Here is a 23,450-nt window from a genome sequence, read left to right as displayed (position 1 = left end):
AAGCAATATTTAATTCCAAACTTAACTGATTTGTGTTATACTGTTTATACATTTTCATGCCTTTCTAGTTGTTTTGTCGTTATTATAATTATAAAGCATGAAATGGAAAACGAGCAACTCCTAATTGGAATTGCTCGTTTTTTTATATGTGAGCGGCTAGTTTTTGCCCAGCCTCTTTCTTTTCTAAATGGTTTGTCCAGCTTTTAATTTTTTCATAAAGATGATGGAACTTGGAATCAGAACGATGATGCTTCCGATCCAGGCGGCGGGGTTAGCGGCGGCGGTTCCATAGAAGCCGAAATACTGCATGCCGATGATGGCGACTGCTGCTCGGAAAATTAATTCCCCAAAGCCTGCTAGTGTTGGAATAAAGCCCTTGCCAAGTCCCTGAATAAAGCTACGGAGAATAAAGAGGGAAGCAACAATCCAGTAACAAGAGCCGTTAATGATGTAGTAAACAAGAGCCAAGTCCAGAACTGTTTGACTGGCATTTGGCAGAAATAGACCAGAAAAGAAACGATTGCCCAAGATGAGAATGACCGCAAATACAATGGCCCAAGCAATGCTGAGGAGTAATGAGTGGCGCACCCCTTCTCGAATACGGTCATAGAGTTTGGCACCGTAGTTCTGAGCAGTAAAGGTTGCGATAGCCAAGCCCAGATTAACCATGGGCAGCATAGCCAACTGGTCAGTACGAAGGGCAATGGCCTGGGCGGCGATGGCGTCTGTTCCTAGTTGGTTGACCATAAACTGCAAGGTCATGGCTCCGATGGCGATAATACTGGCTTGAAATCCCATTGGAAAAGCAAGCTGGGCATGTTTCTTGAGATTATCTCTATCCAATTTTAAATCAGCTAGTCCAATATGATAGTGAGGTACCTTGTGGACAATATAAAAAATAAGAAAGAGGACCGAACAGGCTTGGGCAAGGATAGTTGCAAAGCCAGCTCCGAAAACGCCCCAGTTCATGACTAAGATAAAGAAAAAATCCAGACCGATATTGATAAAACAAGCGATAATTAGAGCAAGTAGAGGTGTTTTAGAGTTTCCGAGACTGCGTAGGGCTGAAGACAGGAAATTATAAAAAATAGTAAAGGTCAATCCGCCAAACATGGCCGTTAGAAAGGCATGGGAGTGGTTGATGATACTCACAGGCGTTTGCATTAAGACCAAGATAGGTTTCAAAAATGCTAAGGCTGAGACTGTTAGTAAAAGGCTGATGAGGGAAGCGTAGAAGAGTCCGTGGACAAAAGATTTTTTAAGCCCCTCTAAGTCGCCAGCTCCAAAGCGTTGGGCAGAAATAATGGTTAATCCATTGGTAACACCTTGGGCAAAGCCGATGATTAAAAAAATCAGGCTGGCTGTCGAACCGACACTTGCAAAGGCATCCTTTCCCAAAGTATGCCCCACAATCATGGAATCAGCAAAATTATAGGCCAGTTGAAAAAAAGATCCAATCAACAAGGGGATAGCGAATTGTAAGATGACCGCAATCGGTTTTCCTTTGGTTAAATCATTCATAACGTCTCCTTTTGACAGATGATAAGCCCACTAGATAAATGATAGTCTAGTAGGCTTTCTAGGGATAAAATATTTCTCCTGAGAACGGAGTATAGGGCGTAAATTTGTTATTTAATTTGTCAGCTCTTCAAAATGATCGACAGTATTATGATCTGTTACTGCTAAGATGAGTTCGTCAGATTTGAAGACATAGTCAGGAGTCAGTTGGATGTTTAATTCCTGATTTTTGCCACTTCGGTAACCGATAATATTGAGTTTATAATGTTGGCGGAGTTTTAATTCGCCGAGTGTTTTGCCAATCCATTTTACTGGCGGGTGAAACTCGACAATGGAAACATTACCTTCGAGCTCAAAGAGGCTGGTTGTGTCGCGGTGGAGTAATTGTTTTGCTAGAGAAATACCAGTCTCGCGTTCGGGAGAAATAACCTTGTCGGCACCAACACGAAGAAGGACTTCTTTCGCAGTTGTTCCTTTAACTTTGACAATGACCATAGGAACACCTAGAACTTTGCTATGCATGACAGCAAGAACACTGGATTCCAAGTTTTCGCCAGTAGCTACAACAACAGCATCGCAGTTACCGATTCCTGCTGCACGTAGGAGCGAGCGATCGGTGATGTCTCCGACAATACCGCGCGTGAGAATAGGTTCTAGATGATTGATACGTTGCTCATGATTATCGATAGCAATGATATTGCAATCGTAATTGTGTAATGTTTTTGCAATGGTAGTACCAAAAACTCCCAGACCGAGAATTCCGATAGTATAGTTTGGCATGATTTCTCCTTTTAAACAAGCATAGATGATTTTGCGTATTGAAGACTTTCAGTTTTAGATAATTTTCGAACAGAAAGGCTTGCGAGAATAGAAAGTGGACCGATACGGCCGAAGAACATGAGTGCCATAATGACTGCTTGACCGGCCATGGTTAGACTTGGAGTCAGATTGGCCGTAACACCTACAGTGGCTAGTGCTGACATGACCTCGAACATTAAAAATAGAAGTGGTTGTCGGTCATCTGTTAGGGCAAGTGCGAAGAGCCCGATGATGAACATGAGAAGGAAGACTGAGAATGTCGCAAAAGCTTTGCGGATGCTGAGGTTATCGATGGTTCGACCCATAAAGTTGGTATGAGGGAGACCGAGAATCTCGCTACGAGCATAGAGCACTAAGGTTAGGAAGGCGGTTATTTTAATACCGCCAGCTGTTCCACCTGGGGCTCCGCCAAGCATCATCTGAAAGATATAGAGCAAGAGGGTAATCGGTTCAGCCTTCGTGTAGTCGATACTGGCAAAACCAGCGGTTCGCATGGTGACCGTCTGGAAAAAGCTGGCTAATAATTTATGACCAAATGATAGTTGCCCGATAGTAGAAGGGTTGTTCCATTCGGTGAGTAAGGTTGTTAGAGTTCCGAGGGTTAGTATAATGGCTGTTAGGCCTAGAACAATCTTTGTATGGAACCCTAGTTTTCGTAGGCTACGTTTTTGCCCGATTTGTGTTTGAAGGTCAAACCAAACCGAGAATCCAAGACCTCCCATAATAATGAGACTGGCTAATGTTAGGTTAATCAGAGGATTATCCACATAGCGCATGATGCTAGTTGCACCAAAATTATCAAAACCAGCATTACAAAAGGCTGATATAGCTACGAAAATCGAGGTGAATAAACCTCTCGCCCATCCAAATTCAGGCACAAAATGGAAGGAAAGTAAGAGGGCTCCAAAGGCTTCGACCGCCAAGGTAAAACCAAAAGCTGATTTGAGGAAGCTACGAAAATATTTTGTGTCAGATCGGTTTAGAGCCTCTTGTAAAGTCGCCATATTGATGAAATTCATTTTACGACCACCGCGTAAAGCGAAGAGACCGATGAATCCTATCAAGCTCAAACCACCAATTTGGATTAGCATCATACAGATAATCTGTCCAAAAGTAGAATAGGTTTCAGCAACGGCTTTGGTAAATAGCCCTGTCACACAAACCATGGAGACAGATGTGAAGAGATGATCCCAATAACTTGCTGTAGAGGTGCTAATTTGTGAGATGGGAAGACTTAGTAAAATTGATCCAGTCAGAATCACGAATAAGAAACTGATAATGATTCGCTGACTGGGAGAAAGTTTGATCCTAAATGGTGACATAATTCTACCTTTGCTCAAAAAATAAAAGATGAAGATATTGTAGCACAAAAGAAAGAAAATGTACGACTAAAACACGCAAAGAACCTGATTTTTCTCTTCTTGAAAGCTTCATTGTTTTTTTGTTACTATGGATGTTATAAGTGGTGTTTATATGAGGTGGCTTATTTTATTTGTGACAACGGGATTATGGGGAAATTATTATGGGCAATGAAAAAGTGGTGCGGACCATAAAAAGAATCTCCTTAGTTGACCTAGGGAGATTTATTTCCATTCTGCTAAGACTTGTTGATGATAGTGACGTAAAGGTCCGACCTTTTGGAGGAGGTAGGTAGCAGCCAGTCCGACCAATAAGCCTGATAAAATTCCTGTAAAAGCGAGGATTGGCAGGTAGTTTAGTACATAGAAAGAACGGGCAATGGTAGCAAAAACAAGAAGCTGACCAAGATTGTGCAACATCCCGCCCAGAATAGAAATTCCAATAGGACTGACACGGTTGGGACCGAGCTGCTTGGCAGAGAGCATTCCTATATAGCTCAAAGTAGTTCCGGCAAAGCCATAGAGGAAGGTTGAAAAGGTGCCTCCCAGAAAGGTTGAGATGAGCAAGCGTAGTGCGACAACCTTTAGGCTATCCTTTGTAGGGAGGGTAAAAATAGCAATTAAGCTAATCAAATTTCCCAGTCCTAGCTTGGCACCTGGAGCAAAAGCAAATGGGGGGGTGATGAGTCGTTCAATCAAAGAAATGACAACTGCCTGAGCTGCCAGCATCGTAATAAAGTTAAGTGTTTGACGTTTAGAATTCATGGTGTAGAGAAAAAACTCTTTCTAGTCGATTATCTATTTTACTATCATACTTGTTTTTGTTCACTATGGCAAGTTTTGTCTGCCATATATTACTAATTATTGAAATTTGCTTGTCAACTATCTTGGAATGCGTTATAATGGAAACATGTAATTTGTTTTGGTTTTCACAAGGAGGAAACATTGTGACGAAAAATATTGTGATTGTCGGTGCTGGTTATGCGGGGATTGCAGCAGCTCGATTGCTAGGGAAAACCTTTAAAAAGGATCAAGATGTAACAGTTACCTTGATTGATAAGAACTCTTTCCATACCTATATGACAGAGTTGCATGAAGTTGCGGCAGGGCGTGTAGAAGCCAATGCAATCAAGTATGACCTTCAACGTATCTTCAAAAAATATCCAAAGGTTCAATTGGTAACAGACAAGGTTGTTGAGATTGACTACGATAAGAAACAAGTAGTTGCGGAACACCAAACTTTGGATTTTGATTACCTGCTCCTTGCAATGGGGGGTGAGGCTAATGACTTTGGTGTGAAAGGTGTTAAAGAACACGGTTTTACACTTTGGTCTATCGAAGCAGCAGAACGTTTGCATGACCACATGATTGATGCTTGCTATCGTGCCATGCGTGAGCATGATGAAGCCAAACGTCGCGCTCTTTTAACCTTTACTGTTATCGGTGCTGGCTTCACAGGTATTGAGATGATCGGTGAGTTGATTGACTGGGTACCAATTTTGGCACGTGAGTTCAAGTTAGATCCAAAAGAATTCTCACTTAAGGTTGTTGAGGCAACGCCAAATATCTTGGCTATGGTTACTGAAAAAGAGCAAGTCAAGGCTCGCAAATACCTTGAGAAAAAAGGTGTTGAATTGGTTCTTGGCGATGGTGTAGCAAGTGTACAAGAAGATAGCTTGACACTTTCATCAGGTCGTCAAATTCCTACCTATACCTCTATTTGGACAGCTGGTGTTCAAGCCAATACAGACGCAAGTGAATTTGGTATTGAAAAAGCACGTGCAGGTCGTTTGGTAGCCAATGAGTTCATGGAAGCGAAAGGCAAGGAAAATGTCTATGTAGCTGGTGACTTGGTTTACTTTGAAGAATCAGAAGGAAAACCAACTCCACAGATTGTACAAGCAGCTGAACAGACAGGCCATACTGCGGCAAGTAATATTATTGCAGCAATCAAGGGTGGCGAAAAACATCGCTACAAAGGTAAATATGATGGGTTTATGGTATCTATTGGAGCACGCTACGGTGTAGCCTTCTTGATGGACAAATACCACATGTCAGGCTTTATGGCAATGGCTGTCAAACACATGGTAAACCTACTCTACTTCTTTACCATCCGTAGTTTCTTCTACATGGGTTCTTATGTTCGTCATGAATTCTTTGACATTCAGAATAAGCGAAACATTTTTGGCGGTCATACTTCAGGCAAAGGAAATCTTCTCTGGTCTGTGCCAATGCGTGTCCTTTATGGTTCAGTATGGCTCTACGAAGGTATCAAGAAAGCCTTTGGTCTATTTGGGACAACATCATGGTTTGGGGATCAAGTTGTCTTCCCATTCCCTTGGTTAGCTGATCCAGTATCTGGTGCATCCGCTGCTGAGGCGGTTTCAAGTGCCTCACAAGCGGCAACTGCTGCGGCAGAAGCCGCTGAACCAATTTTTGGTTTGAGCTATGCCTATGGTGAAGCACCGATGGCTGTTTTGGACAAAATGCCTGATTGGTTTGCTACTATCATGGAATTTATGATGCCAAACCAAGAAGTAGCACTCTTTATGCAAAAATTTATGACAGTAGCAGAAATCGGTATTGGTCTGGCTTTGATTGCTGGTGCCTTTGTATGGATTGTATCTGCTGCAACCGTTGCTTTGGTAGTTATGTTCAGCCTGTCAGGCATGTTCTACTGGGTAAATATTTGGTTCATCCCAGCAGCTATTTCTCTTATGAACGGTGCGGGTAGAGCCTTCGGTTTAGACTACTGGATCATGCCATGGTTGGGTCGTTTCCTAGACAAGAAGATTTATGGAAAGCCGAAGCATATTTACCATATCAAGGATAAAAAATAAAGGAAATATAGAAAGTTAGTGGTACATCAAATTTGGAATACCTATCCTGAGATTGAGAGGGGACTTGAAGAGGTAAAATCCATCATCTTATCTGAGATGATGGTCCTGCATCCAGCAGTTACAGCGAAGATTGTTGAATATGTAGAGGCGCCAGGAAAATACCTGCGTGCCGGCCTCTGTCTGCTCTTTGCACAAATGACGGAAGGAAAGATTAGCCGTTCAAAGCTATATTTTGCTGCCCATTTAGAAGTCCTGCATCTGGCGACTCTGATTCATGACGATGTGATTGATGGCGCGGATAAACGGCGGGGAGTCACGGCGGCTCATCAACAATTTTCTAATCGAATCGCTATCTACACGGGTGATTATCTTCTTGCCTATTCAAGTCGACTATTTGGAAAAGGGCTTCGTTTGCTAGAAGTATCACGTGATGATTTGGATTTGGGTAATGATAAGCTGATGGAAACAATTCTTCGAGGGGAATTATCTCAGCTACTCAATCAATTTGATGCCAATATGACTATGAAAGCCTATCTCAAGCAAATTCAAGGGAAAACAGCTTTTCTATTTGGACTTGCCTGTCAGTTGGGGAGCTTTGTACCAGGCCAATCTAGGAAAGACAGTAGCATGGCTTTTCGGTCTGGGCAAGCACTTGGCATGGCCTTTCAGCTACGAGATGACTTAATTGACTATCAGCTGGATGTAGTAGCATCAGGAAAACCTAGATTGCAAGATATTCAAAATGGTATCTATACTGCACCGCTACTATTTGCTATGCGAGAAGACAAGTCTATCCAGCAGCAATTGCGGGCCTATATTCAATCCCCTACGGCAGAAGGGTTGGAAAGCCTTACAGATAGGATTTTTGCAACACATGCTATTGCCAAAACAGAGAAACTGATTGTTAGCTATTTGGAAAAAATGATGAATTTTGTAGATAGAATACCACAGTTATCGACTGCATCTATGCAAAATTTGGTGGCAATAGTTTTTAGTCATTATTTTTAAAAAATAACTAGACATTTTCTCTAATTAGGTATATCATTATAAATATAAAACTATTTACTTAACAAAAGGAGCATTGTTATGAAAACAACTAAAGTTGTGTTGAAAAGTTTGGTAGTTCTTGGTGCGGTATTTGCACTCGCAGCTTGCGGGTCTAAACAAGAATCTACTTCAACTTCATCTTCAACTAAAGAAACAGTAGTATTGAAAGATGGTACTTATAAAGCTGAGTCAAGCAAAGACGATTATGGCTACAAAATTGTTCACACATTGACTGTTAAAGATGGAAAAATTAGTGAGTCAAAATTTGACTACGAAGCGGAAGATGGAAGTCTTAAATCAGCAAATGAAGAGTACAACAAAAAAATGAAAGATAAAGCTGGAGTTTCTGCCGGTGAAGCAATTGAACAACTCAATGCAGCTTTGGTTGAGAAACAAGAACTCTCAGCTGTTGAAGTTGTATCAGGTGCAACTCATACTTCTGAAGACTTCAAGAAGAGTGCAGAAGCCCTTCTTGCAGCAGCTGCTGAAGGAAAAACAGAAGCTGTAAAACTTGACTAATTAAGTCTATACAGAAAAGACACAGTCGCACTTGTTTGGCTACTGTGTCTTCTTATTTTTGGGGGAAGGTGAAATCAGTGAAAAAAATTGCAAGTCTATTGTTCGTGGGCCTACTGATGGTTTTGCTTGTTGCCTGTGGTGGTAAACAAAACGAAAGTTTATCTGTTGTGAAAACTCCGTTGACTCGTAGTGAAAGCTTACTTCACACAGTAGTGCAATTGAGCATTTATCATGAAAATCAGGAAGAAGCGATGGATGAAGCTGTCTCCTATATCAAGGAGATGGAAAGTCTGTTGTCCACAAACTTGGAAGGGGCAGATGTCTACCGTATCAATCAGGCAGCAGGAAAAGAGGCTGTCAAGGTGGATGAACGTACCTTTGAAGTGATTGAAACAGCTATTGACATGAGTAAAGAAAGTCAGGGGCTATTTGACATTTCCATTGGAGCTGTGAGCAATCTGTGGAAAATTGGAGATGAGGATGCACGTAAGCCGAGTGATGAAGAAATCAAAGCTGCTCTGCCATTTATCAATTATAAAGACATTACTTTAGATAAGGAGAAGAAGACCGTCTTTATCAAAGAAGGAATGACGCTAGAATTAGGAGCCATTTCCAAAGGTTACATTGCAGATAAGGTTAGAGAATTGTTTGCCAGCAAAGGGATTACGACAGCTATCATCAATCTAGGCGGGAATGTGGTGGTTATGGGGGATTCGCCAACGACACAAAATGGTTGGAATGTTGGAGTTCAAGACCCAGACCAAGTGCGTGGATCAACGGTCGGTTCTGTACCAGGAACACATGACTCGGTTGTTACTTCAGGTATTTACGAGCGCTACTTAGAGGTGGACGGTGTTAAATACCACCATATTCTGGATCCAAAAACTGGCTATCCTGTGGAAAACGATATTTCAGGTGTGACAGTCTTTTCCAAAACATCTATCCAAGGGGATGCCTTATCCACAACTCTCTTCTTACTAGGTGTGGAAAAAGGTCTTGACTTTATCAATCAGATTGACGGTGTAGAAGCTGTTTTTATCGATAAGGAGCAGGGGGTTCATCTGAGTGATGGCTTGAAGGAAAGCTTTGAATTAACGAATGAGGAGTATCATCTTGTCAATGAATAAATCAACTAAAGGACTCAGTTTGCCTGTATTTCTAGAATTTGTTGAAATGAAGACCAAGGTAGCTAGTGTTTTCCCGATGACCCTGGGGATTTTATGGAGCCTGTATCGCTATCAAGCTTTTAACTGGCTCAATACACTTTTGTTCATTATTGCCGTTCTTAGCTTTGACATGTGTACAACTGCCATCAACAATAGCATGGACTACCACAAGGCCAAGGATGAAACCTATCGTCAGGAAAGCAATGTGATTGGAAAATTCTCTCTAGATTTCCGTCAGATGATTGGAATCGTCCTTGCCCTACTTATTTTTTCTCTACTGGTTTCATTGCTCCTCGTATGGCGGACCAGTTGGCTCCTCCTACCGATGGGGGCTCTCTGTTTCCTCATTGGTATCTTCTATACTTTTGGACCTATTCCGCTTTCGAGAATGCCACTGGGTGAAGTTTTCTCTGGAGTAACCATGGGATTTGGCATCTTCTTTCTTGCTGTATTTATTCAGCAACCAGATTTGCTACTGACCAGCCAAGTGAGCGGCCAGTGGATGACCTTGCAATTCTCTTGGACCAAAATAATAGACATTATTTTCATGTCCCTTCCTTTGGTATGCTTGATAGCCAATATCATGTTGGCCAACAATACCTGTGATTTAGAAGAAGATATTCGCAACCATCGTTATACTCTGGTTTACTATATTGGCAAGAAAAATGCTCTTAAATTGTATTTTGTCTTGGCAAGTTTACCATGGTTGCTGTGGATAATCTACTGTCTGACTGGATTCTTACCAATCTGGGCACTGATCGGTTTCATCGGTGTTTGGCCTGCCTATAAGAGTCTGGAAACATTTTTGAAAAAGCAAGTCAAACGGGAAACCTTTATCGAGGCAGTAAAGAGTTTTGTACTCTTTGCGCTGCTATATGTGGTGATACTTGCTTTAGCTCTTATTTTCTAAAAAGGAAAGACACAGTCGTTCAGGCTGTGTCTTCTTTGTTATAGCGGTAAAATGAGTTCTTCTTCGTCAGTGCTTTCCCCGCCAACGGATTTTATTTCAATCAATAGGTTATGTGGCAGGCAGACGGAGAGTTCTCCTGGCTGGCTAATCCAGCTGGTCATAACGGCAATTTGGTCTGGGCTATTGTCTTCCTTGACCCGAATGCGTTCGCCATCAACTTCAATGATGTTGTATTGCCCTTCATTGGGATAGTAGGTCTTTTCTTGATGTGGTGTGTCCTTTGATAATTCAAATTGGTCGACCACCTCACCATTGATGCGGACATAGGCAATCGTTTTTGCCTCATTTGTATCTGTTGTCAGATGTGCATAGGTAAAAATTGCTGGAAGAAAGGATAAGATGAGGGTAAATCCGATTAAGATATAATCAAATAGTTTGAGTTGTTTGAGAATGGATTTGAATGTCATATACAATCTATTCTATAGAAAAAATCCTACTTTGTAAAATGTTGGATACAGATTGCTTTTTCAATTGTCTAAAGAAGAGTAGGATGGCTAACATTCCCCAAAATCCAGCATGCAGTGGTTGTATTTTCCCAGCGAAAAATCCAATGGAGAAAGTTAGGGCAAAACCTACAAAGAGAAACCAGAGCAGCGGTTTATGATAAAGATAGATAGCTTTTTGGACAACATTTGATTCTGGACGGGTAGTTTGCCAGTCACTATTTAAAATTGGAAGTATAGTGAACAGTAAGAAAAGGATTGATGGATTGTCCCCTGTCAGGTAGCTATGTATGTACAGGCTGCAAATTACTGTATAGGAGAGAACAATCAAAGTGAAAATGAATTTCGGTTTGTCAACGTCTATCTGGTTTCTCCTTTTTAAGATAAATCCGATAAAGAATAGCCAGAGCAAATCCAGCAGGAAGGATGAGGACAAGTGGTTTGACATGCCCTAGCCAAATGCCTACAGAATAAGTCAAGGTCATGGCAAACAGTGCAAAGACAGATTGAATGAGAAAGTAGTGTTTTTCCTCTGTTGTTTTATAGGATCTAAAGATCTGAATGGTCGGTAGCGTAATCAAGAACGAATCGCTGCTAATTGGCTCATTGACCATGTAAGAGTAGATGAAGAAGGCAGAAAAGAGGCCATAAAACAAGACAAAAATGCGACAGGTTTGTTTAGGTGTAAAAGGTTTATTCATGGTGTTAGCTCCTTATTTTTTCTTAGCAGTATCTGCTTCCAGTTTTTGCAGATAGGCAATGGCAGACAGGGCTAGACTGGCAAAGAGGCCCATCATGCCACCGAAGAAGAGGGATTTTACGTGGAAGATGGAATCCAGTAGGGGAAGCTGGAGGCTAAAGAGGTCTGCCAGCCCAGCAAAGAGGCTAGATAGCAGGGCAACTCCCAGTCCCCAGAGAAGTGGGTTAAGGGGCCGGGCTTGTCTTTCCTCAGGGCTCAGTTCGTCCACGTCATATTGAGGCAGGTCAGCATGGAGAGTACGCATATTAACGATACCAATTAGGATAATACTGAAGAAGGCAATGATCATTGGATAGTAGGCAGCCACCTCCAGAGGGTAGCGGTAGGCTAGGAAGTAGGCGATGGCATTTCCAAGAGCTAGGAAGTAGAAGTAGTAGATAAAGGCTTGTCCGCCGATAGCATCAGCCTCGGCCCGTCGGTATTCGTCTAAAGGACCGCGGATACCATAAAAACGTTTAATCATATTTTTGATCCACTTGGGTTCTTCTTTGGCAATAGCAGAGCTGACAGTTAGTTTTTCTGCCTTTTTCATGCGTTTACGAAGAGTGATTTCGATATAAATTCCCATGAAAACACCGACTAGACAGGCTGCAAGGAATTTTCGGAGGTCAAATAAATGGTCTAGTGGATTAAGTCCTTCCATCCAGGCATCAAATCCCGTGTTCCAGATATACATACCACAGGTGAAATAGAGGGCGAATTTGATACTTGCTCCCTTGAATTTCTTTTGTTCCTTGGTAGTCAGTTCTTCTACATCTAAACTGTCCAGTTGACTGTGCCGGAGTTTAAACATGATGTAGGTACTAGCAGATAGGTAGGCTAGGAGCAGAGTAACGGGGTAGCCATAGGCAACGACTTCTGGGTAGCGTTTGGATAGAGCGAGTGCCAGTAGGGTAAGAGCCATGGTGCCCCAAAAGAGCAGGATAAAGCAGGTATTGCCTAGTCGGAAGGCTTCTTTTTGGCGAAATTCATCCAAGGGCCCTGCGATACCGTAAAATCGTTTGATTAATTTATCTTGAAAGGTTTCTTTTTTCATAAGCAGCTCCTTATTTTTGATCGAACAATGGTAAGATGTAAACAAAGCCTAAGAAGTAGATGGTCCCAGCAATCAGCAATTGTAGCCAAAATTTTGCTTGGCTGATGGTGTGCAAGATTTCTGCTCCGCTATTGCCCCAAAGCTGAAAGAGGACAAAGAGCGGGATAAAAATAAGGGTAGAGATAAGAGCTTGACGTATATTCTTTTTCATGATATTTTCCTTTCTATTCATTCCAAAAGAGGCTGTTGAGATCGGTCTGTAAAGCTTTGGCTAGGTTGATACAGAGGTCTAGCGAGGGGTTGTACTTGTTGTTTTCAATCATGTTGATGGTTTGCCTGGATACGCCGATAGCTTTGGCAAGATCCAGCTGGGAAATCCCTAGCAGTAGGCGATAATCTTTGACACGGTTCATTGGTTCTCCTTTCGTGTAAAATATATGCGACATTCTATGGTAAAGAGAGAGGATAGACTAGCTATCCTTAGGCACGATGTCAATTATATGCGACAGTTGATTGTAAAAAAATGAGGGAGACCTCCCTATTGATGTCAACTATATGCGACATGTTTCTTTACTGTTAGTATATACCTGTTCATATAAGTTGTCAACTATATTTGACAGTTTTTTTGTAAAAAGTTTGCAACAACTTTTTATTTTAATTTGTGGTACAATAGAAAAGATATGACCAAGGAATTTAATCACACAACTGTTCTCTTGCATGAGACAGTCGATATGTTAGACATCAAACCAAATGGAATTTATGTAGATGCAACGCTGGGTGGAGCAGGGCATAGTGAGTATCTGCTCAGTCAGTTGACGGATGGGGGGCATCTTTATGCCTTTGATCAGGATCAGACTGCTATTGATCATGCCCATATTCGCTTGGCATCCTACATTGAAAAGGGACAAGTGACCTTTATCAGGGATAATTTCCGCAATCTCAAGACTCGCTTGGCGGAGCTAGGTGTAACAGAGATTGATGGGATTTGTTATGATTTAGGAGTATCTAGTCCACAGTTGGATGAGCGGGAGCGTGGCTTTTCTTACAAACAAGATGCTCCGCTTGATATGCGGATGAATCGTGAGGGACATTTGACGGCTTATGATGTGGTCAATAACTATGACTATCACGACTTGGTACGGATTTTCTTTAAATATGGTGAGGATAAATTTTCCAAGCAGATTGCTCGTAAGATTGAACAGGCGCGTGCGGTCAAACCTATTGAAACAACGACTGAGTTGGCAGAGCTGATCAAATCTGCCAAGCCAGCCAAGGAACTTAAGAAGAAGGGGCATCCTGCTAAGCAGATTTTCCAAGCTATTCGGATTGAGGTCAACGATGAGTTGGGAGCAGCGGATGAATCTATCCAGCAGGCCATTGACTTATTGGCTCTGGATGGACGGATTTCTGTTATTACATTCCATTCTTTAGAAGATCGTTTGACCAAACAACTCTTCAAAGAAGCAAGTACGATTGATGTTCCAAAAGGTTTGCCATTTATTCCAGATGACTTGAAGGCGCCACTTGAATTGGTCAATCGTAAGCCTATCTTACCTAGTCAAGAAGAATTAGAGGCAAATAATCGCGCACATTCAGCCAAGCTGCGTGTAGCTAAGAAAGTACATAAATAGGAGAGAGTCTATGTTGCAAGAAAAACGTAGAGAAGCCACTATGCGGGTTATCGGTGATAAAATTAGAACCTTCACACGTGTAGAAAAAGCCTTCTATTCAAGCATCGTATTATCTGGATTAGCCCTTGCGATAGGAATTATCTTTATGCAAACGCGGCTTTTGCAGCTTCAATCTGGGATGGCCAAAGTCAATCAAGATATTAGCCAAAAACAGATTGAAATCAACGATGCAAAGCAAGCTGTCAATGAATTGACACGTTCAGCTCGATTGATGGAAATTGCTGAAAAAGCTGGATTAACTTTTAATAATGACAATATTGGAGTAGCCGAATAATGCCCAGAAGAAATAATAAACTCTTGCGGTATGTCTTGAAAAAACGATATGTTCCGTCAAAAAATCGTCGAAGAGTAGGCCAGAGCCTACTTCTTTTGACGGTTTTCGTCTTTTTTCTCTTTTTAATCAACTTTGCCTATATTATCGGTACCGATAGTAAATTGGGGGTGAACTTGTCAGAGAGAGCTGATGCGGTACATCAGCGTGAAGTTACCGTTCAAGCTAAACGGGGGACGATATACGACCGTACAGGAATTCCTATTGCGGAAGATTCGACGACCTATACGGTCTATGCCATCATTGACACAGAATATGTGTCAGAACTGAAAAAAGTTTTGTATGTGCAGTCTTCTCAGTTCAGCAAAGTAGCAGAAATCTTTAAAAAGCATCTCGGAATGGAGACAGATTATGTTATGGAGCAGCTGAATCAACCGGAACTGAAGCAGGTATACTTTGGGACGTTAGGTAAGAATATCTCCTATAGTACGATGTCCTCAATCCAAGAAGAGATGAAGGCGGCAGGTATTGAAGGGATTGCCTTCAATGCTAGTCCAGGACGGATGTATCCGAATGGAAATTTTGCTTCAATTTTTGTCGGGTTAGCTAATCCGGTTGAAAACAAGGATGGTAGTCATAGTTTACAGGGTGTGAGTGGTTTGGAATATTATCTGAATGATATTCTGGCTGGTCAAGATGGAAAGGTTATCTACGAGAAAGATAGCCAAGGCCGTGTCCTACCTGGAACAGAAAAGGTTGAAACGGAGACAGTAAACGGGCAGGATGTCTATACGACAATTTCAGCCGATTTGCAACGTTCTCTTGAAACCAATATGAATACCTTCTTCGATAAAGCCAAAGGGCGATATGCGAATGCAACTTTGGTTTCAGCCAAGACGGGTGAAATACTGGCGACGACCCAAAGGCCAAGCTATGATTCAGATACCAAAGAAGGTCTAGGCCAAGAAGGACTGCTAGAGCGGTCACTCTTATACCAAGAAGCGTTTGAGCCTGGTTCAACAATGAAGGTGCTAACAGTAGCGTCAGCTATCGATAATGGAACCTTTGACCCAAATGCCTATTATACCAATAATGAGTACGTTATCGCAGACGCGAAAATCAATGACTGGACCCTCAATGCAGGATATTCAGCTGTGACTCTCAATTATGCGCAAGGCTTCTCCCTATCCAGTAACGTTGGGATGACCTTATTGCAGCAACAGATGGGAGATGAAAAATGGCTAAATTACCTCGCTAAATTCCGCTTTGGCTACCCAACGCGTTTTGGTATGGGGGACGAGGCACCAGGAATGGTACCAGAGGATAACATTGTTTCTATCGCCATGTCATCGTTTGGTCAGGGTATTTCTGCAAACCAGGCACAGATGCTTCGTAGTTTTACCGCCATTGCGAATAACGGTATTATGCTAGAGCCTAAATTCATCTCAGCTCTTTATAATCCTAATACAGATACAGCTAGAGTTTCTTCGAAAGAAGAAGTAGGAAATCCAGTTTCTGAACAAGCTGCCGATGACACACTTCGCTATATGATTAATGTCGGTACGGACCCTGTTTATGGTACGCTCTACTCACATGACTTACAGGGGCCTGCAATTCAAGTTGATGGCTATGATATTGCAGTCAAATCAGGTACGGCGGAAATTGCCAGCGAAGATGGTCAAGGGTACATTAAAGGTGCCTACATCAACTCTGTAGTAGCCATGATCCCTGCTGAAGATCCTGAATTTATCATGTATGTGACCATTCGCCAACCGGAAGTCTTAAATGTCCTGTCTTGGCGTGACATTGTCAGTCCTACATTGAAAGAAGCGATGCTGTTGAAAGACAATTTGAATCTGGATTCACCTGCACCAGCATTGGCACAGGTCGCTAATGAGACAGAGTATCAATTGCCAGACCTCATTGGTAAGGCACCAGGCGAGTCGGCTGAGGAACTTCGTCGTCAATTAGTTCAACCAGTTATCCTTGGAAACGGTGCTGAAATTAAAAAAGTTTCAGTCGAAAAGGGAAGTAACGTAATCGCCAACCAACAGGTTCTACTCTTGACAAATAAATTCGAAGAAATGCCAGACCTGTACGCAATCACCAAAGAGAATATGGATATATTTGCTGAATGGACTGGTATTGAAGTGACCTATAAAGGAACGGGTTCAAAAGTAGTCGACCAAAGTGTAGAGGTCGGTACCGCTTTGAATAAAACAAAGAAAATAACAATAACCTTAGGAGACTAACATGCAATTCGCACTTATGTCGGGATTGGTAGCTTTTCTAGCAACCGTTCTCTTAATCCCACGATTTATTACATTTTATCAAGCCAAACGCATCGAGGGGCAACAGATGCACGAAGATGTGAAACAACATCAGTTTAAGGCAGGCACACCAACAATGGGGGGAACAGTTTTTCTCGTTGTTGCGATTCTTGTCAGCTTGTTGTTCGCAACGGCCTTTCAACTGTTGACGGGTGGTGTCCTTGCCATCCTCTTCATCCTTGCCCTTTATGGTGTAGTAGGATTTTTGGATGACTTTTTAAAAATTTTCCGTAAAATAAATGAAGGTCTTAATCCTAAACAAAAGCTTGCTCTACAAATTTTAGGAGGTATTGTCTTCTACTTTGTTTACGTAAGAGGAGCAGGTGGCGGAGAATTGAATGTATTTGGTCACATGATACATTTGGGACTTCTCTATTTCCCATTTGTTCTGTTCTGGCTGGTCGGTTTTTCAAATGCAGTTAATTTGACAGATGGTATTGATGGATTGGCTTCTATCTCAGTTGTTATCAGCCTTCTAGCTTACTCTGTCATCGCCTTCAATGAGCAAAAATTTGATATTCTTCTAGTTTGTGTGACCATGATTGGTGGCTTGCTCGGTTTCTTTGTATATAACCGTAAACCAGCGAAGATTTTCATGGGGGATGTGGGAAGCTTGGCTCTCGGCGGTATGTTGGCAACTATTTCAATTGCCCTCCGTCAGGAATGGACCCTCCTCCTTATCGGTCTGGTCTATGTCATTGAAACGTCCTCTGTTATGTTGCAGGTTTCATATTTTAAATACACCAAAAAACGCTTTGGAGAAGGTCGTCGTATCTTCCGTATGACTCCTTTTCATCACCATTTGGAGCTCGGAGGTTTGACCGGAAAAGCTGAAAAATGGAGCGAGTGGAAAGTTGACTTTTTCCTCTGGTCAGTCGGTCTCATCATGAGCTTGATTACCCTAGCTATTCTTTATCTATAAAATGTCAGAAACAGCAGAAATGCTGTTTTTGTGCTATAATAGAAGGCAGTATAATTAAGAACCTGTATTCACAGTTCAAGGTTTCCATATAGGACTAGTTTTCAAACTACTCATCGTTAGTTTTTTAAAAGTACAATCGGTAAAACGACTTTATTAGCGAAAATGATCTCTTATATAAGCACTTTGCTTGTGAATACAGCTTCCAAAGAGGGAACTATGAAATTTACAGATATGAAACTCAAGCCTTATATTCAGGAGGCTTTGAAAGAAATTAACTTTGTCCAGCCGACAGAGGTTCAGGAGAAATTGATTCCTGTTGTTTTGTCAGGGCGAGACTTGATAGGGGAATCAAAAACAGGTTCGGGTAAGACCCATACCTTCTTGATCCCGATTTTCCAAAAATTAAATGAGGAATTGGACCAGGTTCAGGCTGTTATTACAGCCCCATCTCGTGAACTGGCTACTCAGATTTATCAAGCGGCACGCCAGTTGGCTAGTCATTCGGACAATGAAGTTCGTGTGACCAATTATGTTGGCGGTACGGATAAGAACCGTCAAATTGACAAGCTTCAAGCTGGGCAGCCTCACATTGTTGTCGGGACACCAGGGCGTATCTATGATTTGGTCAAATCAGGTGACCTGGCTATCCATAAGGCCAAAACCTTTGTGGTTGATGAGGCAGATATGACCTTGGACATGGGCTTTTTAGAAACAGTTGATAAGATTGCTGGCAGCCTGCCAAAAGACTTGCAATTTATGGTCTTTTCAGCGACCATTCCGCAGAAACTCCAACCGTTTTTGAAAAAATACTTATCCAATCCAGTCATGGAACAAATCAAGACCCATACGGTCATTTCAGATACCATTGAAAACTGGCTGATTTCAACCAAGGGGCGTGACCGTAATGCTCAAATCTTGGAAGTAACCAAGCTCATGCAACCTTACTTGGCCATGATTTTCGTCAATACCAAGACACGTGCAGATGAATTGCATAGCTATTTGACTGCGAATGGTCTACACGTTGCAAAGATTCATGGGGACATTCCTCCACGTGAACGCAAGCGGATTATGAACCAGGTGAAGAACTTGGATTATCAATACATTGTAGCGACAGACTTGGCAGCACGTGGGATTGACATTGAGGGCGTCAGCCATGTCATCAATGATGCTATTCCGCAAGACCTTTCCTTCTTTGTTCACCGTGTGGGGCGCACAGGTCGTAATGGTTTATCAGGCATTGCCATCACCCTTTATCAGCCAAGCGATGATGCAGATATTCGAGAGCTAGAAAAACTCAATATCAAATTCTTGCCAAAAGAAATGAAAAATGGCGAATTTGTCGATACCTACGACCGTGACCGCCGTGCTAACCGTGAAAAATCTCGTGAAAAACTAGATTTGGAAATGATTGGCTTGGTCAAGAAGAAAAAGAAAAAAGTCAAACCAGGCTACAAGAAGAAAATTCAATGGGCTGTTGATGAAAAACGTCGCAAGACCAAGCGAGTTGAAGCGCGTGCAAAAGGTCGTGCAGAACGTAAAGCCAAGCGTCAAACCTTTTAAAGTAATCGAGGAAAAAGATGTTACAAAACATTCTAAGTTTTTATTTACAAGGATTGCTAATAGCTTCCTTGTTGATTATCACTTCTAGTCTGGTCTGGTTTATCTGGCGTGCGACAAAGGGTGTGGATAAAACCTTGCAAGAACGACAAGATTTCTTGTTTGATTTGTTGATGATTAATGTGATGACAATCCCCATTGCGGCCTTTGGAGTAGTGGGAATCTTATTAATGTTTAAAGCGTAGAAGGAAAAAGTATATGTACGATACAGTTGTAATTGGTGCGGGTCCTGCGGGGATGACTGCAGCTCTTTATGCAGGGCGTAGCAATTTAAAGGTAGCTCTTTTGGAACGTGGTATTTATGGTGGTCAGATGAACAATACCGCGGAAATTGAAAACTATCCAGGCTATGACCATATTTCAGGTCCAGCCTTGGCTGAAAAAATGTTTGAACCCTTGGAAAAATTCGGTGTGGACCATATTTTTGGCACCCTAGTCCGTATTGAAGAAGGACAAATTAAGAAAGTGATTACTGAGGATGGTGTTTTGGAGACAAAGACAGTCGTTCTAGCCATGGGGGCAAAACACCGTTTGTTAGGTATTCCAGGTGAGGATACTTACAATAGCCGTGGTGTCTCATATTGTGCAGTCTGTGACGGTGCCTTCTTCCGTGGACAAAAACTCTTGGTTGTCGGTGGTGGAGATTCTGCCGTTGAAGAAGCGCTCTTCTTGACACAATTTGCGGAATCTGTGACGATTGTTCATCGACGTGACCAACTTCGTGCTCAAAAAGTTATCCAAGACCGCGCCTTTGCCAATGAAAAAATTAACTTCATCTGGGACAGCGTAGTCGAAGAAATCAAGGGTGATGACTTACGTGTACAAAGCGTGATTATCAAAAATGTGAAAACTGAAGAAGTCAGTGAACTTGATTTCGGTGGTGTCTTTATCTATGTCGGTCTGGATCCGATGACTGATACAGTTGCGGACCTAGGAATTACAGACGAAGCTGGTTGGGTTATCACTAATGAAAAGATGGAGACGACTCAATCAGGCATCTATGCCATCGGTGATATTCGTCAAAATCAACTTCGTCAGATTGCAACGGCAGTAGGAAATGGTGCAGTTGCTGGACAAGAAGTCTATAACTACATTACAGAACTAGCTGAATAGGGGAATACAATGTTTCATATTTACGATATTCAGAAAAATCCAGATGGAATCTCCTTTGATAAAACCTTGGATTTACAGGAAGAATTGCAAGCTCGAAATGGTGAAGTTCTAGGCTTGTCGCCAGTCCAAGTCACTGGAAATATCCGTTTTGAATCAGGTTTCTTTTTCTTGGACTATCAGATGACTTATGATATTACCTTGGCATCCAGTCGTTCTCTGCAACCAGTTGTTTTGCATGAGGTCCAAAACGTCAATGAACTCTTCGTTGCTAATGAAGCAGTTCTTAAAGAACAAGATTTGATTGATGAGGATATGGTGCTGGTAGTAGAAGATGACCACATTGTCCTTGATGAGAGTGTAGCAGATAATATTTTATTGGCTATACCAATCAAAGTCTTGACACCTGAAGAAGAAGCTGGACAGGAACTACCATCTGGTCAAGCTTGGGCTTTAATGACTGAGGAAGATTTTCAACAAAAAGCTCAAGAGAAAAAAGAAGCCAATAGTCCTTTTGCCCGATTACAAGGCTTATTTGGCGATGAGGACTAACTCAGATTGGCAAGATAGTTAAATTATCTGAAAATTCTTGTCAATTTTAAGCTTTCGGTGTATAATAAAAGAGATACAAATTAGAGGAGTAAACAAATGACTAAAGCAAATTTTGGTGTTGTAGGGATGGCCGTTATGGGCCGCAACCTTGCGCTTAACGTTGAATCACGTGGCTATTCAGTAGCCATTTACAACCGCTCTGCTGATAAAACAGAAGATGTTGTTGCAAGCAACCCAGGTAAAAACTTGGTGCCAAGTTACGATGTGGAAAGCTTTGTGGCATCTATCGAAAAACCACGTCGCATCATGCTTATGGTTCAAGCCGGTCCTGGTACAGATGCAACCATTCAAGCGCTCTTGCCACACTTGGATGAAGGCGACATCTTGATCGATGGTGGTAATACTTTCTACGAAGACACTATTCGTCGTTCAAAAGAATTGGCAAATTCAGGTATTAACTTCATCGGTACAGGTGTATCTGGTGGTGAAAAAGGAGCCCTTGAAGGTCCATCTATCATGCCTGGTGGTCAAAAAGAAGCTTACGAATTGGTGGCAGATGTCTTGGAAGAAATTTCAGCAAAAGCACCAGAAGATGGAGCACCATGTGTGACTTATATCGGTCCAGATGGAGCTGGTCACTACGTAAAAATGGTACACAACGGTATCGAGTATGGCGACATGCAATTGATTGCGGAGTCTTATGACCTCATGCAACACTTACTCGGTTTGTCAGTGGATGAAATGGCTGACATCTTTACTGAGTGGAACAAAGGCGAATTGGATAGTTACTTGATTGAAATCACAGCAGATATTTTGAAACGTAAAGACGACCAAGGTCAAGATGGACCAATCGTTGATTACATTTTGGATGCGGCTGGTAACAAGGGAACTGGTAAATGGACAAGCCAATCATCACTTGACTTGGGTGTGCCACTGTCATTGATTACAGAATCCGTATTTGCTCGCTATATCTCAACCTACAAAGATGAGCGTGTGGCAGCAAGCAAGGTCCTTCCAAAACCAGCTCCGTTTGCATACGAAGGCGACAAGGCTGAATTGGTAGAAAAAATTCGTCAAGCATTGTACTTCTCAAAAATCATGTCTTATGCACAAGGTTTTGCACAATTGCGCGTAGCATCTAAAGAAAACAACTGGAACTTGCCATTTGGCGAAATCGCTAAAATCTGGCGTGCAGGTTGTATCATCCGCGCTCGCTTCTTGCAAAAAATCACAGATGCCTACGGACGTGATGAAGACTTGGCCAACTTGCTCTTGGATGAGTACTTCCTTGATGTAACAGCTAAGTATCAACAGGCAGTTCGTGATGTTGTTGCCTTGGCAGTTCAAGCAGGAGTTCCTGTACCAACATTCTCAGCAGCTATTACCTACTTCGATAGCTACCGTGCTGAAAACTTGCCAGCGAACTTGATTCAAGCACAACGTGACTACTTTGGTGCTCACACTTATAACCGTAAAGATAAAGAAGGAATCTTCCATTACGACTGGTATAGCGAATCAAAATAGAAAAGATGGGCGTGGAAGCGCCCTTCTTTCTAGTCATAATACGATTCCTACACCATTTGAAAGAATAGAAAAGGATGGACAATGGCTAAGAAAATTTTGATTGCTGGTAAAGAACGCAATCTCTCGCATTTTGTTTCCATGGAATTGCAGAAAAAAGACTATCTTGTTGATTATGCATCGACAGGGAAAGAGGCTATGTCCTTGGCACATGAAACGGATTTTGACTTGATTCTGATGAGTTTTCAGCTTTCAGACATGTCCAGCAAGGAATTGGCTACAGAACTGTTAGCGATAAAACCAGCCACGGTCATGATTGTGGTAGTTGAGCCGACAGAAGTTAGTCAATATGGGGAAGAAGTCCTCTCTTATGCTGTTTCCTACGTAGTGAAGCCCTTTGTCATCAGTGATTTAGTGGAGCAAATCTCTGCGATTTTTCGTGGTCGTGATTTTATTGACAATAACTGTAAGCAGGTTCACATGCATGCGGCCTATCGTGATTTGAAGGTTGATTTTCAAAATCGAACAGTGACTCGAGGTGATGAATTGATTAATTTGACCCGCCGAGAGTATGATCTGTTGGCGACCTTAATGAATAGCCCAGAGCCTGTTAGTCGAGAACAACTTCTTGAGCGTGTTTGGAAATATGAAGCGGCTTCTGAGACCAATGTCGTCGATGTGTATATTCGCTATCTACGTGGTAAACTGGATTTGCCACATCAAGATTCATACATAAAAACGGTTCGTGGTGTCGGATATGCCATGCGCGATTGATTTAGAGTAGAGAGGAGGGAAGCTTTCCCAATGTCATTAAGTTAAGCATTTAAGCAATAAAAGAAACTATTCCCGTCCGAGCAGTTGATGATAAGACGGGAATAGTTTTTGTATTTAGGGCGCACAAAAAGGAAGTTTTTAACTCAATTTTTTAACTATTATGATATTCTATAAGTGAAGCTTACG

24 protein-coding genes are annotated in these 23,450 nt (G+C 41.9%); 15 read left to right on the top strand and 9 right to left on the bottom strand.

The window, feature by feature from the left end; all coding sequences use genetic code 11:
* Positions 1-183: 183 nt before the first annotated feature.
* From ODU45_RS08255 to ODU45_RS08240, 4 genes are all read right to left on the bottom strand, one after another.
* On the bottom strand, positions 184-1,521 hold the full coding sequence (locus ODU45_RS08255; protein WP_398581114.1) for an MATE family efflux transporter: 1,338 nt from the start codon (positions 1,519-1,521) through the stop codon (positions 184-186).
* Positions 1,522-1,632: 111 nt separating this feature from the next.
* Complete coding sequence (locus ODU45_RS08250) at positions 1,633-2,298, bottom strand: TrkA family potassium uptake protein (RefSeq protein WP_044678024.1); 666 nt, start codon at positions 2,296-2,298, stop codon at positions 1,633-1,635.
* Between the two features lie 11 nt (positions 2,299-2,309).
* On the bottom strand, positions 2,310-3,659 hold the full coding sequence (locus ODU45_RS08245) for a TrkH family potassium uptake protein (RefSeq protein WP_024406622.1): 1,350 nt from the start codon (positions 3,657-3,659) through the stop codon (positions 2,310-2,312).
* Positions 3,660-3,920: 261 nt separating this feature from the next.
* Positions 3,921-4,460, bottom strand: coding sequence for a Gx transporter family protein (locus ODU45_RS08240; protein WP_029751726.1), 540 nt, complete (start codon positions 4,458-4,460; stop codon positions 3,921-3,923).
* Between the two features lie 182 nt (positions 4,461-4,642).
* Between ODU45_RS08240 and ODU45_RS08235 the strand changes: the two genes are divergently transcribed.
* The 5 genes from ODU45_RS08235 (at position 4,643) to menA (ending at position 10,177) form a co-directional block, all read left to right on the top strand.
* The gene (locus ODU45_RS08235) at positions 4,643-6,535 is read left to right on the top strand and encodes an FAD-dependent oxidoreductase (RefSeq protein ID WP_398581113.1); all 1,893 of its coding nucleotides are present in this window, start codon (positions 4,643-4,645) and stop codon (positions 6,533-6,535) included.
* Positions 6,536-6,553: 18 nt separating this feature from the next.
* The gene (locus ODU45_RS08230; RefSeq protein WP_398581112.1) at positions 6,554-7,543 is read left to right on the top strand and encodes a polyprenyl synthetase family protein; all 990 of its coding nucleotides are present in this window, start codon (positions 6,554-6,556) and stop codon (positions 7,541-7,543) included.
* A gap of 78 nt (positions 7,544-7,621) precedes the next feature.
* Entirely contained in the window at positions 7,622-8,101 is a 480-nt protein-coding gene (locus tag ODU45_RS08225; RefSeq protein ID WP_398581111.1) for an FMN-binding protein, read from the top strand.
* Between the two features lie 77 nt (positions 8,102-8,178).
* Complete coding sequence (locus tag ODU45_RS08220) at positions 8,179-9,228, top strand: FAD:protein FMN transferase (RefSeq protein WP_002938004.1); 1,050 nt, start codon at positions 8,179-8,181, stop codon at positions 9,226-9,228.
* A complete protein-coding gene (gene menA, locus ODU45_RS08215) occupies positions 9,221-10,177 on the top strand; it encodes a 1,4-dihydroxy-2-naphthoate polyprenyltransferase (protein WP_169051109.1) in 957 nt (318 codons plus the stop codon). Before ODU45_RS08220 ends, menA begins: the two co-directional genes overlap by 8 nt.
* 38 nt (positions 10,178-10,215) lie before the next feature.
* On the opposite strand, the gene ODU45_RS08210 is transcribed toward menA, so the two are convergent.
* The 5 genes from ODU45_RS08210 to ODU45_RS08190 form a co-directional block, all read right to left on the bottom strand.
* Complete coding sequence (locus ODU45_RS08210) at positions 10,216-10,644, bottom strand: NusG domain II-containing protein (RefSeq protein WP_024402625.1); 429 nt, start codon at positions 10,642-10,644, stop codon at positions 10,216-10,218.
* Positions 10,645-11,033: 389 nt separating this feature from the next.
* Positions 11,034-11,381, bottom strand: coding sequence for an MFS transporter (locus ODU45_RS08205; protein WP_136671902.1), 348 nt, complete (start codon positions 11,379-11,381; stop codon positions 11,034-11,036).
* Positions 11,382-11,393: 12 nt separating this feature from the next.
* Positions 11,394-12,476 carry a DUF3278 domain-containing protein gene (locus ODU45_RS08200; RefSeq protein WP_044762246.1) on the bottom strand — a complete coding sequence of 361 codons (1,083 nt, stop codon included), beginning with the start codon at positions 12,474-12,476 and terminating at the stop codon, positions 11,394-11,396.
* 10 nt (positions 12,477-12,486) lie between these two features.
* Positions 12,487-12,687: a hypothetical protein gene (locus ODU45_RS08195; protein ID WP_002937997.1), complete on the bottom strand. Its 201-nt coding sequence runs from the start codon at positions 12,685-12,687 to the stop codon at positions 12,487-12,489.
* A gap of 13 nt (positions 12,688-12,700) precedes the next feature.
* On the bottom strand, positions 12,701-12,889 hold the full coding sequence (locus ODU45_RS08190) for a helix-turn-helix transcriptional regulator (protein ID WP_002942681.1): 189 nt from the start codon (positions 12,887-12,889) through the stop codon (positions 12,701-12,703).
* A gap of 267 nt (positions 12,890-13,156) precedes the next feature.
* Between ODU45_RS08190 and rsmH the strand changes: the two genes are divergently transcribed.
* The 10 genes from rsmH to ODU45_RS08140 all read left to right on the top strand — a co-directional run bounded on the left by rsmH (position 13,157) and on the right by ODU45_RS08140 (position 23,264).
* Positions 13,157-14,107 (top strand): 16S rRNA (cytosine(1402)-N(4))-methyltransferase RsmH, encoded by a 951-nt coding sequence (rsmH, locus tag ODU45_RS08185; protein ID WP_002937995.1) that lies wholly within the window; start codon positions 13,157-13,159, stop codon positions 14,105-14,107.
* 10 nt (positions 14,108-14,117) lie between these two features.
* Complete coding sequence (gene ftsL / locus ODU45_RS08180) at positions 14,118-14,441, top strand: cell division protein FtsL (protein WP_002937992.1); 324 nt, start codon at positions 14,118-14,120, stop codon at positions 14,439-14,441.
* Entirely contained in the window at positions 14,441-16,690 is a 2,250-nt protein-coding gene (pbp2X, locus tag ODU45_RS08175; protein WP_398581110.1) for a penicillin-binding protein PBP2X, read from the top strand. The genes ftsL and pbp2X overlap by 1 nt, the downstream gene beginning before the upstream one ends.
* 1 nt (position 16,691) lies before the next feature.
* Complete coding sequence (gene mraY, locus ODU45_RS08170) at positions 16,692-17,690, top strand: phospho-N-acetylmuramoyl-pentapeptide-transferase (protein WP_398581109.1); 999 nt, start codon at positions 16,692-16,694, stop codon at positions 17,688-17,690.
* A gap of 216 nt (positions 17,691-17,906) precedes the next feature.
* A complete protein-coding gene (locus ODU45_RS08165; RefSeq protein WP_105148185.1) occupies positions 17,907-19,250 on the top strand; it encodes a DEAD/DEAH box helicase in 1,344 nt (447 codons plus the stop codon).
* A 17-nt stretch (positions 19,251-19,267) separates the two neighbouring features.
* A complete protein-coding gene (locus ODU45_RS08160; RefSeq protein ID WP_002936682.1) occupies positions 19,268-19,492 on the top strand; it encodes a DUF4059 family protein in 225 nt (74 codons plus the stop codon).
* 13 nt (positions 19,493-19,505) lie between these two features.
* Positions 19,506-20,420, top strand: coding sequence for a thioredoxin-disulfide reductase (trxB, locus tag ODU45_RS08155; RefSeq protein WP_398581108.1), 915 nt, complete (start codon positions 19,506-19,508; stop codon positions 20,418-20,420).
* A gap of 9 nt (positions 20,421-20,429) precedes the next feature.
* Entirely contained in the window at positions 20,430-20,969 is a 540-nt protein-coding gene (locus ODU45_RS08150) for a DUF177 domain-containing protein (RefSeq protein WP_171997183.1), read from the top strand.
* A gap of 96 nt (positions 20,970-21,065) precedes the next feature.
* On the top strand, positions 21,066-22,493 hold the full coding sequence (gndA, locus tag ODU45_RS08145) for an NADP-dependent phosphogluconate dehydrogenase (protein WP_002942698.1): 1,428 nt from the start codon (positions 21,066-21,068) through the stop codon (positions 22,491-22,493).
* 81 nt (positions 22,494-22,574) lie between these two features.
* Positions 22,575-23,264, top strand: coding sequence for a DNA-binding response regulator (locus ODU45_RS08140; RefSeq protein WP_012027645.1), 690 nt, complete (start codon positions 22,575-22,577; stop codon positions 23,262-23,264).
* Positions 23,265-23,450: the final 186 nt, after the last annotated feature.

It is taken from the genome of Streptococcus sp. 2022WUSS135 (genome assembly GCF_044427045.1).
In the GTDB taxonomy this organism is placed as follows: domain Bacteria; phylum Bacillota; class Bacilli; order Lactobacillales; family Streptococcaceae; genus Streptococcus; species Streptococcus hashimotonensis.
Note: the sequence above shows the minus strand (reverse complement) of the source record. Positions and strands in the feature narration are given on the sequence as shown.

What these genes read in the sequence shown, in the direction of transcription:
- ODU45_RS08255 (WP_398581114.1), bottom strand. Translation starts at nt 1,521, where the DNA reads ATGAATGATTTAACCAAAGGAAAACCGATTGCGGTCATCTTACAATTC.
- ODU45_RS08250 (WP_044678024.1), bottom strand. Translation starts at nt 2,298, where the DNA reads ATGCCAAACTATACTATCGGAATTCTCGGTCTGGGAGTTTTTGGTACT.
- ODU45_RS08245 (WP_024406622.1), bottom strand. Translation starts at nt 3,659, where the DNA reads ATGTCACCATTTAGGATCAAACTTTCTCCCAGTCAGCGAATCATTATC.
- ODU45_RS08240 (WP_029751726.1), bottom strand. Translation starts at nt 4,460, where the DNA reads ATGAATTCTAAACGTCAAACACTTAACTTTATTACGATGCTGGCAGCT.
- ODU45_RS08225 (WP_398581111.1), top strand. Translation starts at nt 7,622, where the DNA reads ATGAAAACAACTAAAGTTGTGTTGAAAAGTTTGGTAGTTCTTGGTGCG.
- menA (WP_169051109.1), top strand. Translation starts at nt 9,221, where the DNA reads ATGAATAAATCAACTAAAGGACTCAGTTTGCCTGTATTTCTAGAATTT.
- ODU45_RS08210 (WP_024402625.1), bottom strand. Translation starts at nt 10,644, where the DNA reads ATGACATTCAAATCCATTCTCAAACAACTCAAACTATTTGATTATATC.
- ODU45_RS08205 (WP_136671902.1), bottom strand. Translation starts at nt 11,381, where the DNA reads ATGAATAAACCTTTTACACCTAAACAAACCTGTCGCATTTTTGTCTTG.
- ODU45_RS08200 (WP_044762246.1), bottom strand. Translation starts at nt 12,476, where the DNA reads ATGAAAAAAGAAACCTTTCAAGATAAATTAATCAAACGATTTTACGGT.
- ODU45_RS08195 (WP_002937997.1), bottom strand. Translation starts at nt 12,687, where the DNA reads ATGAAAAAGAATATACGTCAAGCTCTTATCTCTACCCTTATTTTTATC.
- ODU45_RS08190 (WP_002942681.1), bottom strand. Translation starts at nt 12,889, where the DNA reads ATGAACCGTGTCAAAGATTATCGCCTACTGCTAGGGATTTCCCAGCTG.
- rsmH (WP_002937995.1), top strand. Translation starts at nt 13,157, where the DNA reads ATGACCAAGGAATTTAATCACACAACTGTTCTCTTGCATGAGACAGTC.
- ftsL (WP_002937992.1), top strand. Translation starts at nt 14,118, where the DNA reads ATGTTGCAAGAAAAACGTAGAGAAGCCACTATGCGGGTTATCGGTGAT.
- pbp2X (WP_398581110.1), top strand. Translation starts at nt 14,441, where the DNA reads ATGCCCAGAAGAAATAATAAACTCTTGCGGTATGTCTTGAAAAAACGA.
- mraY (WP_398581109.1), top strand. Translation starts at nt 16,692, where the DNA reads ATGCAATTCGCACTTATGTCGGGATTGGTAGCTTTTCTAGCAACCGTT.
- ODU45_RS08165 (WP_105148185.1), top strand. Translation starts at nt 17,907, where the DNA reads ATGAAATTTACAGATATGAAACTCAAGCCTTATATTCAGGAGGCTTTG.
- ODU45_RS08160 (WP_002936682.1), top strand. Translation starts at nt 19,268, where the DNA reads ATGTTACAAAACATTCTAAGTTTTTATTTACAAGGATTGCTAATAGCT.
- trxB (WP_398581108.1), top strand. Translation starts at nt 19,506, where the DNA reads ATGTACGATACAGTTGTAATTGGTGCGGGTCCTGCGGGGATGACTGCA.
- ODU45_RS08150 (WP_171997183.1), top strand. Translation starts at nt 20,430, where the DNA reads ATGTTTCATATTTACGATATTCAGAAAAATCCAGATGGAATCTCCTTT.
- gndA (WP_002942698.1), top strand. Translation starts at nt 21,066, where the DNA reads ATGACTAAAGCAAATTTTGGTGTTGTAGGGATGGCCGTTATGGGCCGC.
- ODU45_RS08140 (WP_012027645.1), top strand. Translation starts at nt 22,575, where the DNA reads ATGGCTAAGAAAATTTTGATTGCTGGTAAAGAACGCAATCTCTCGCAT.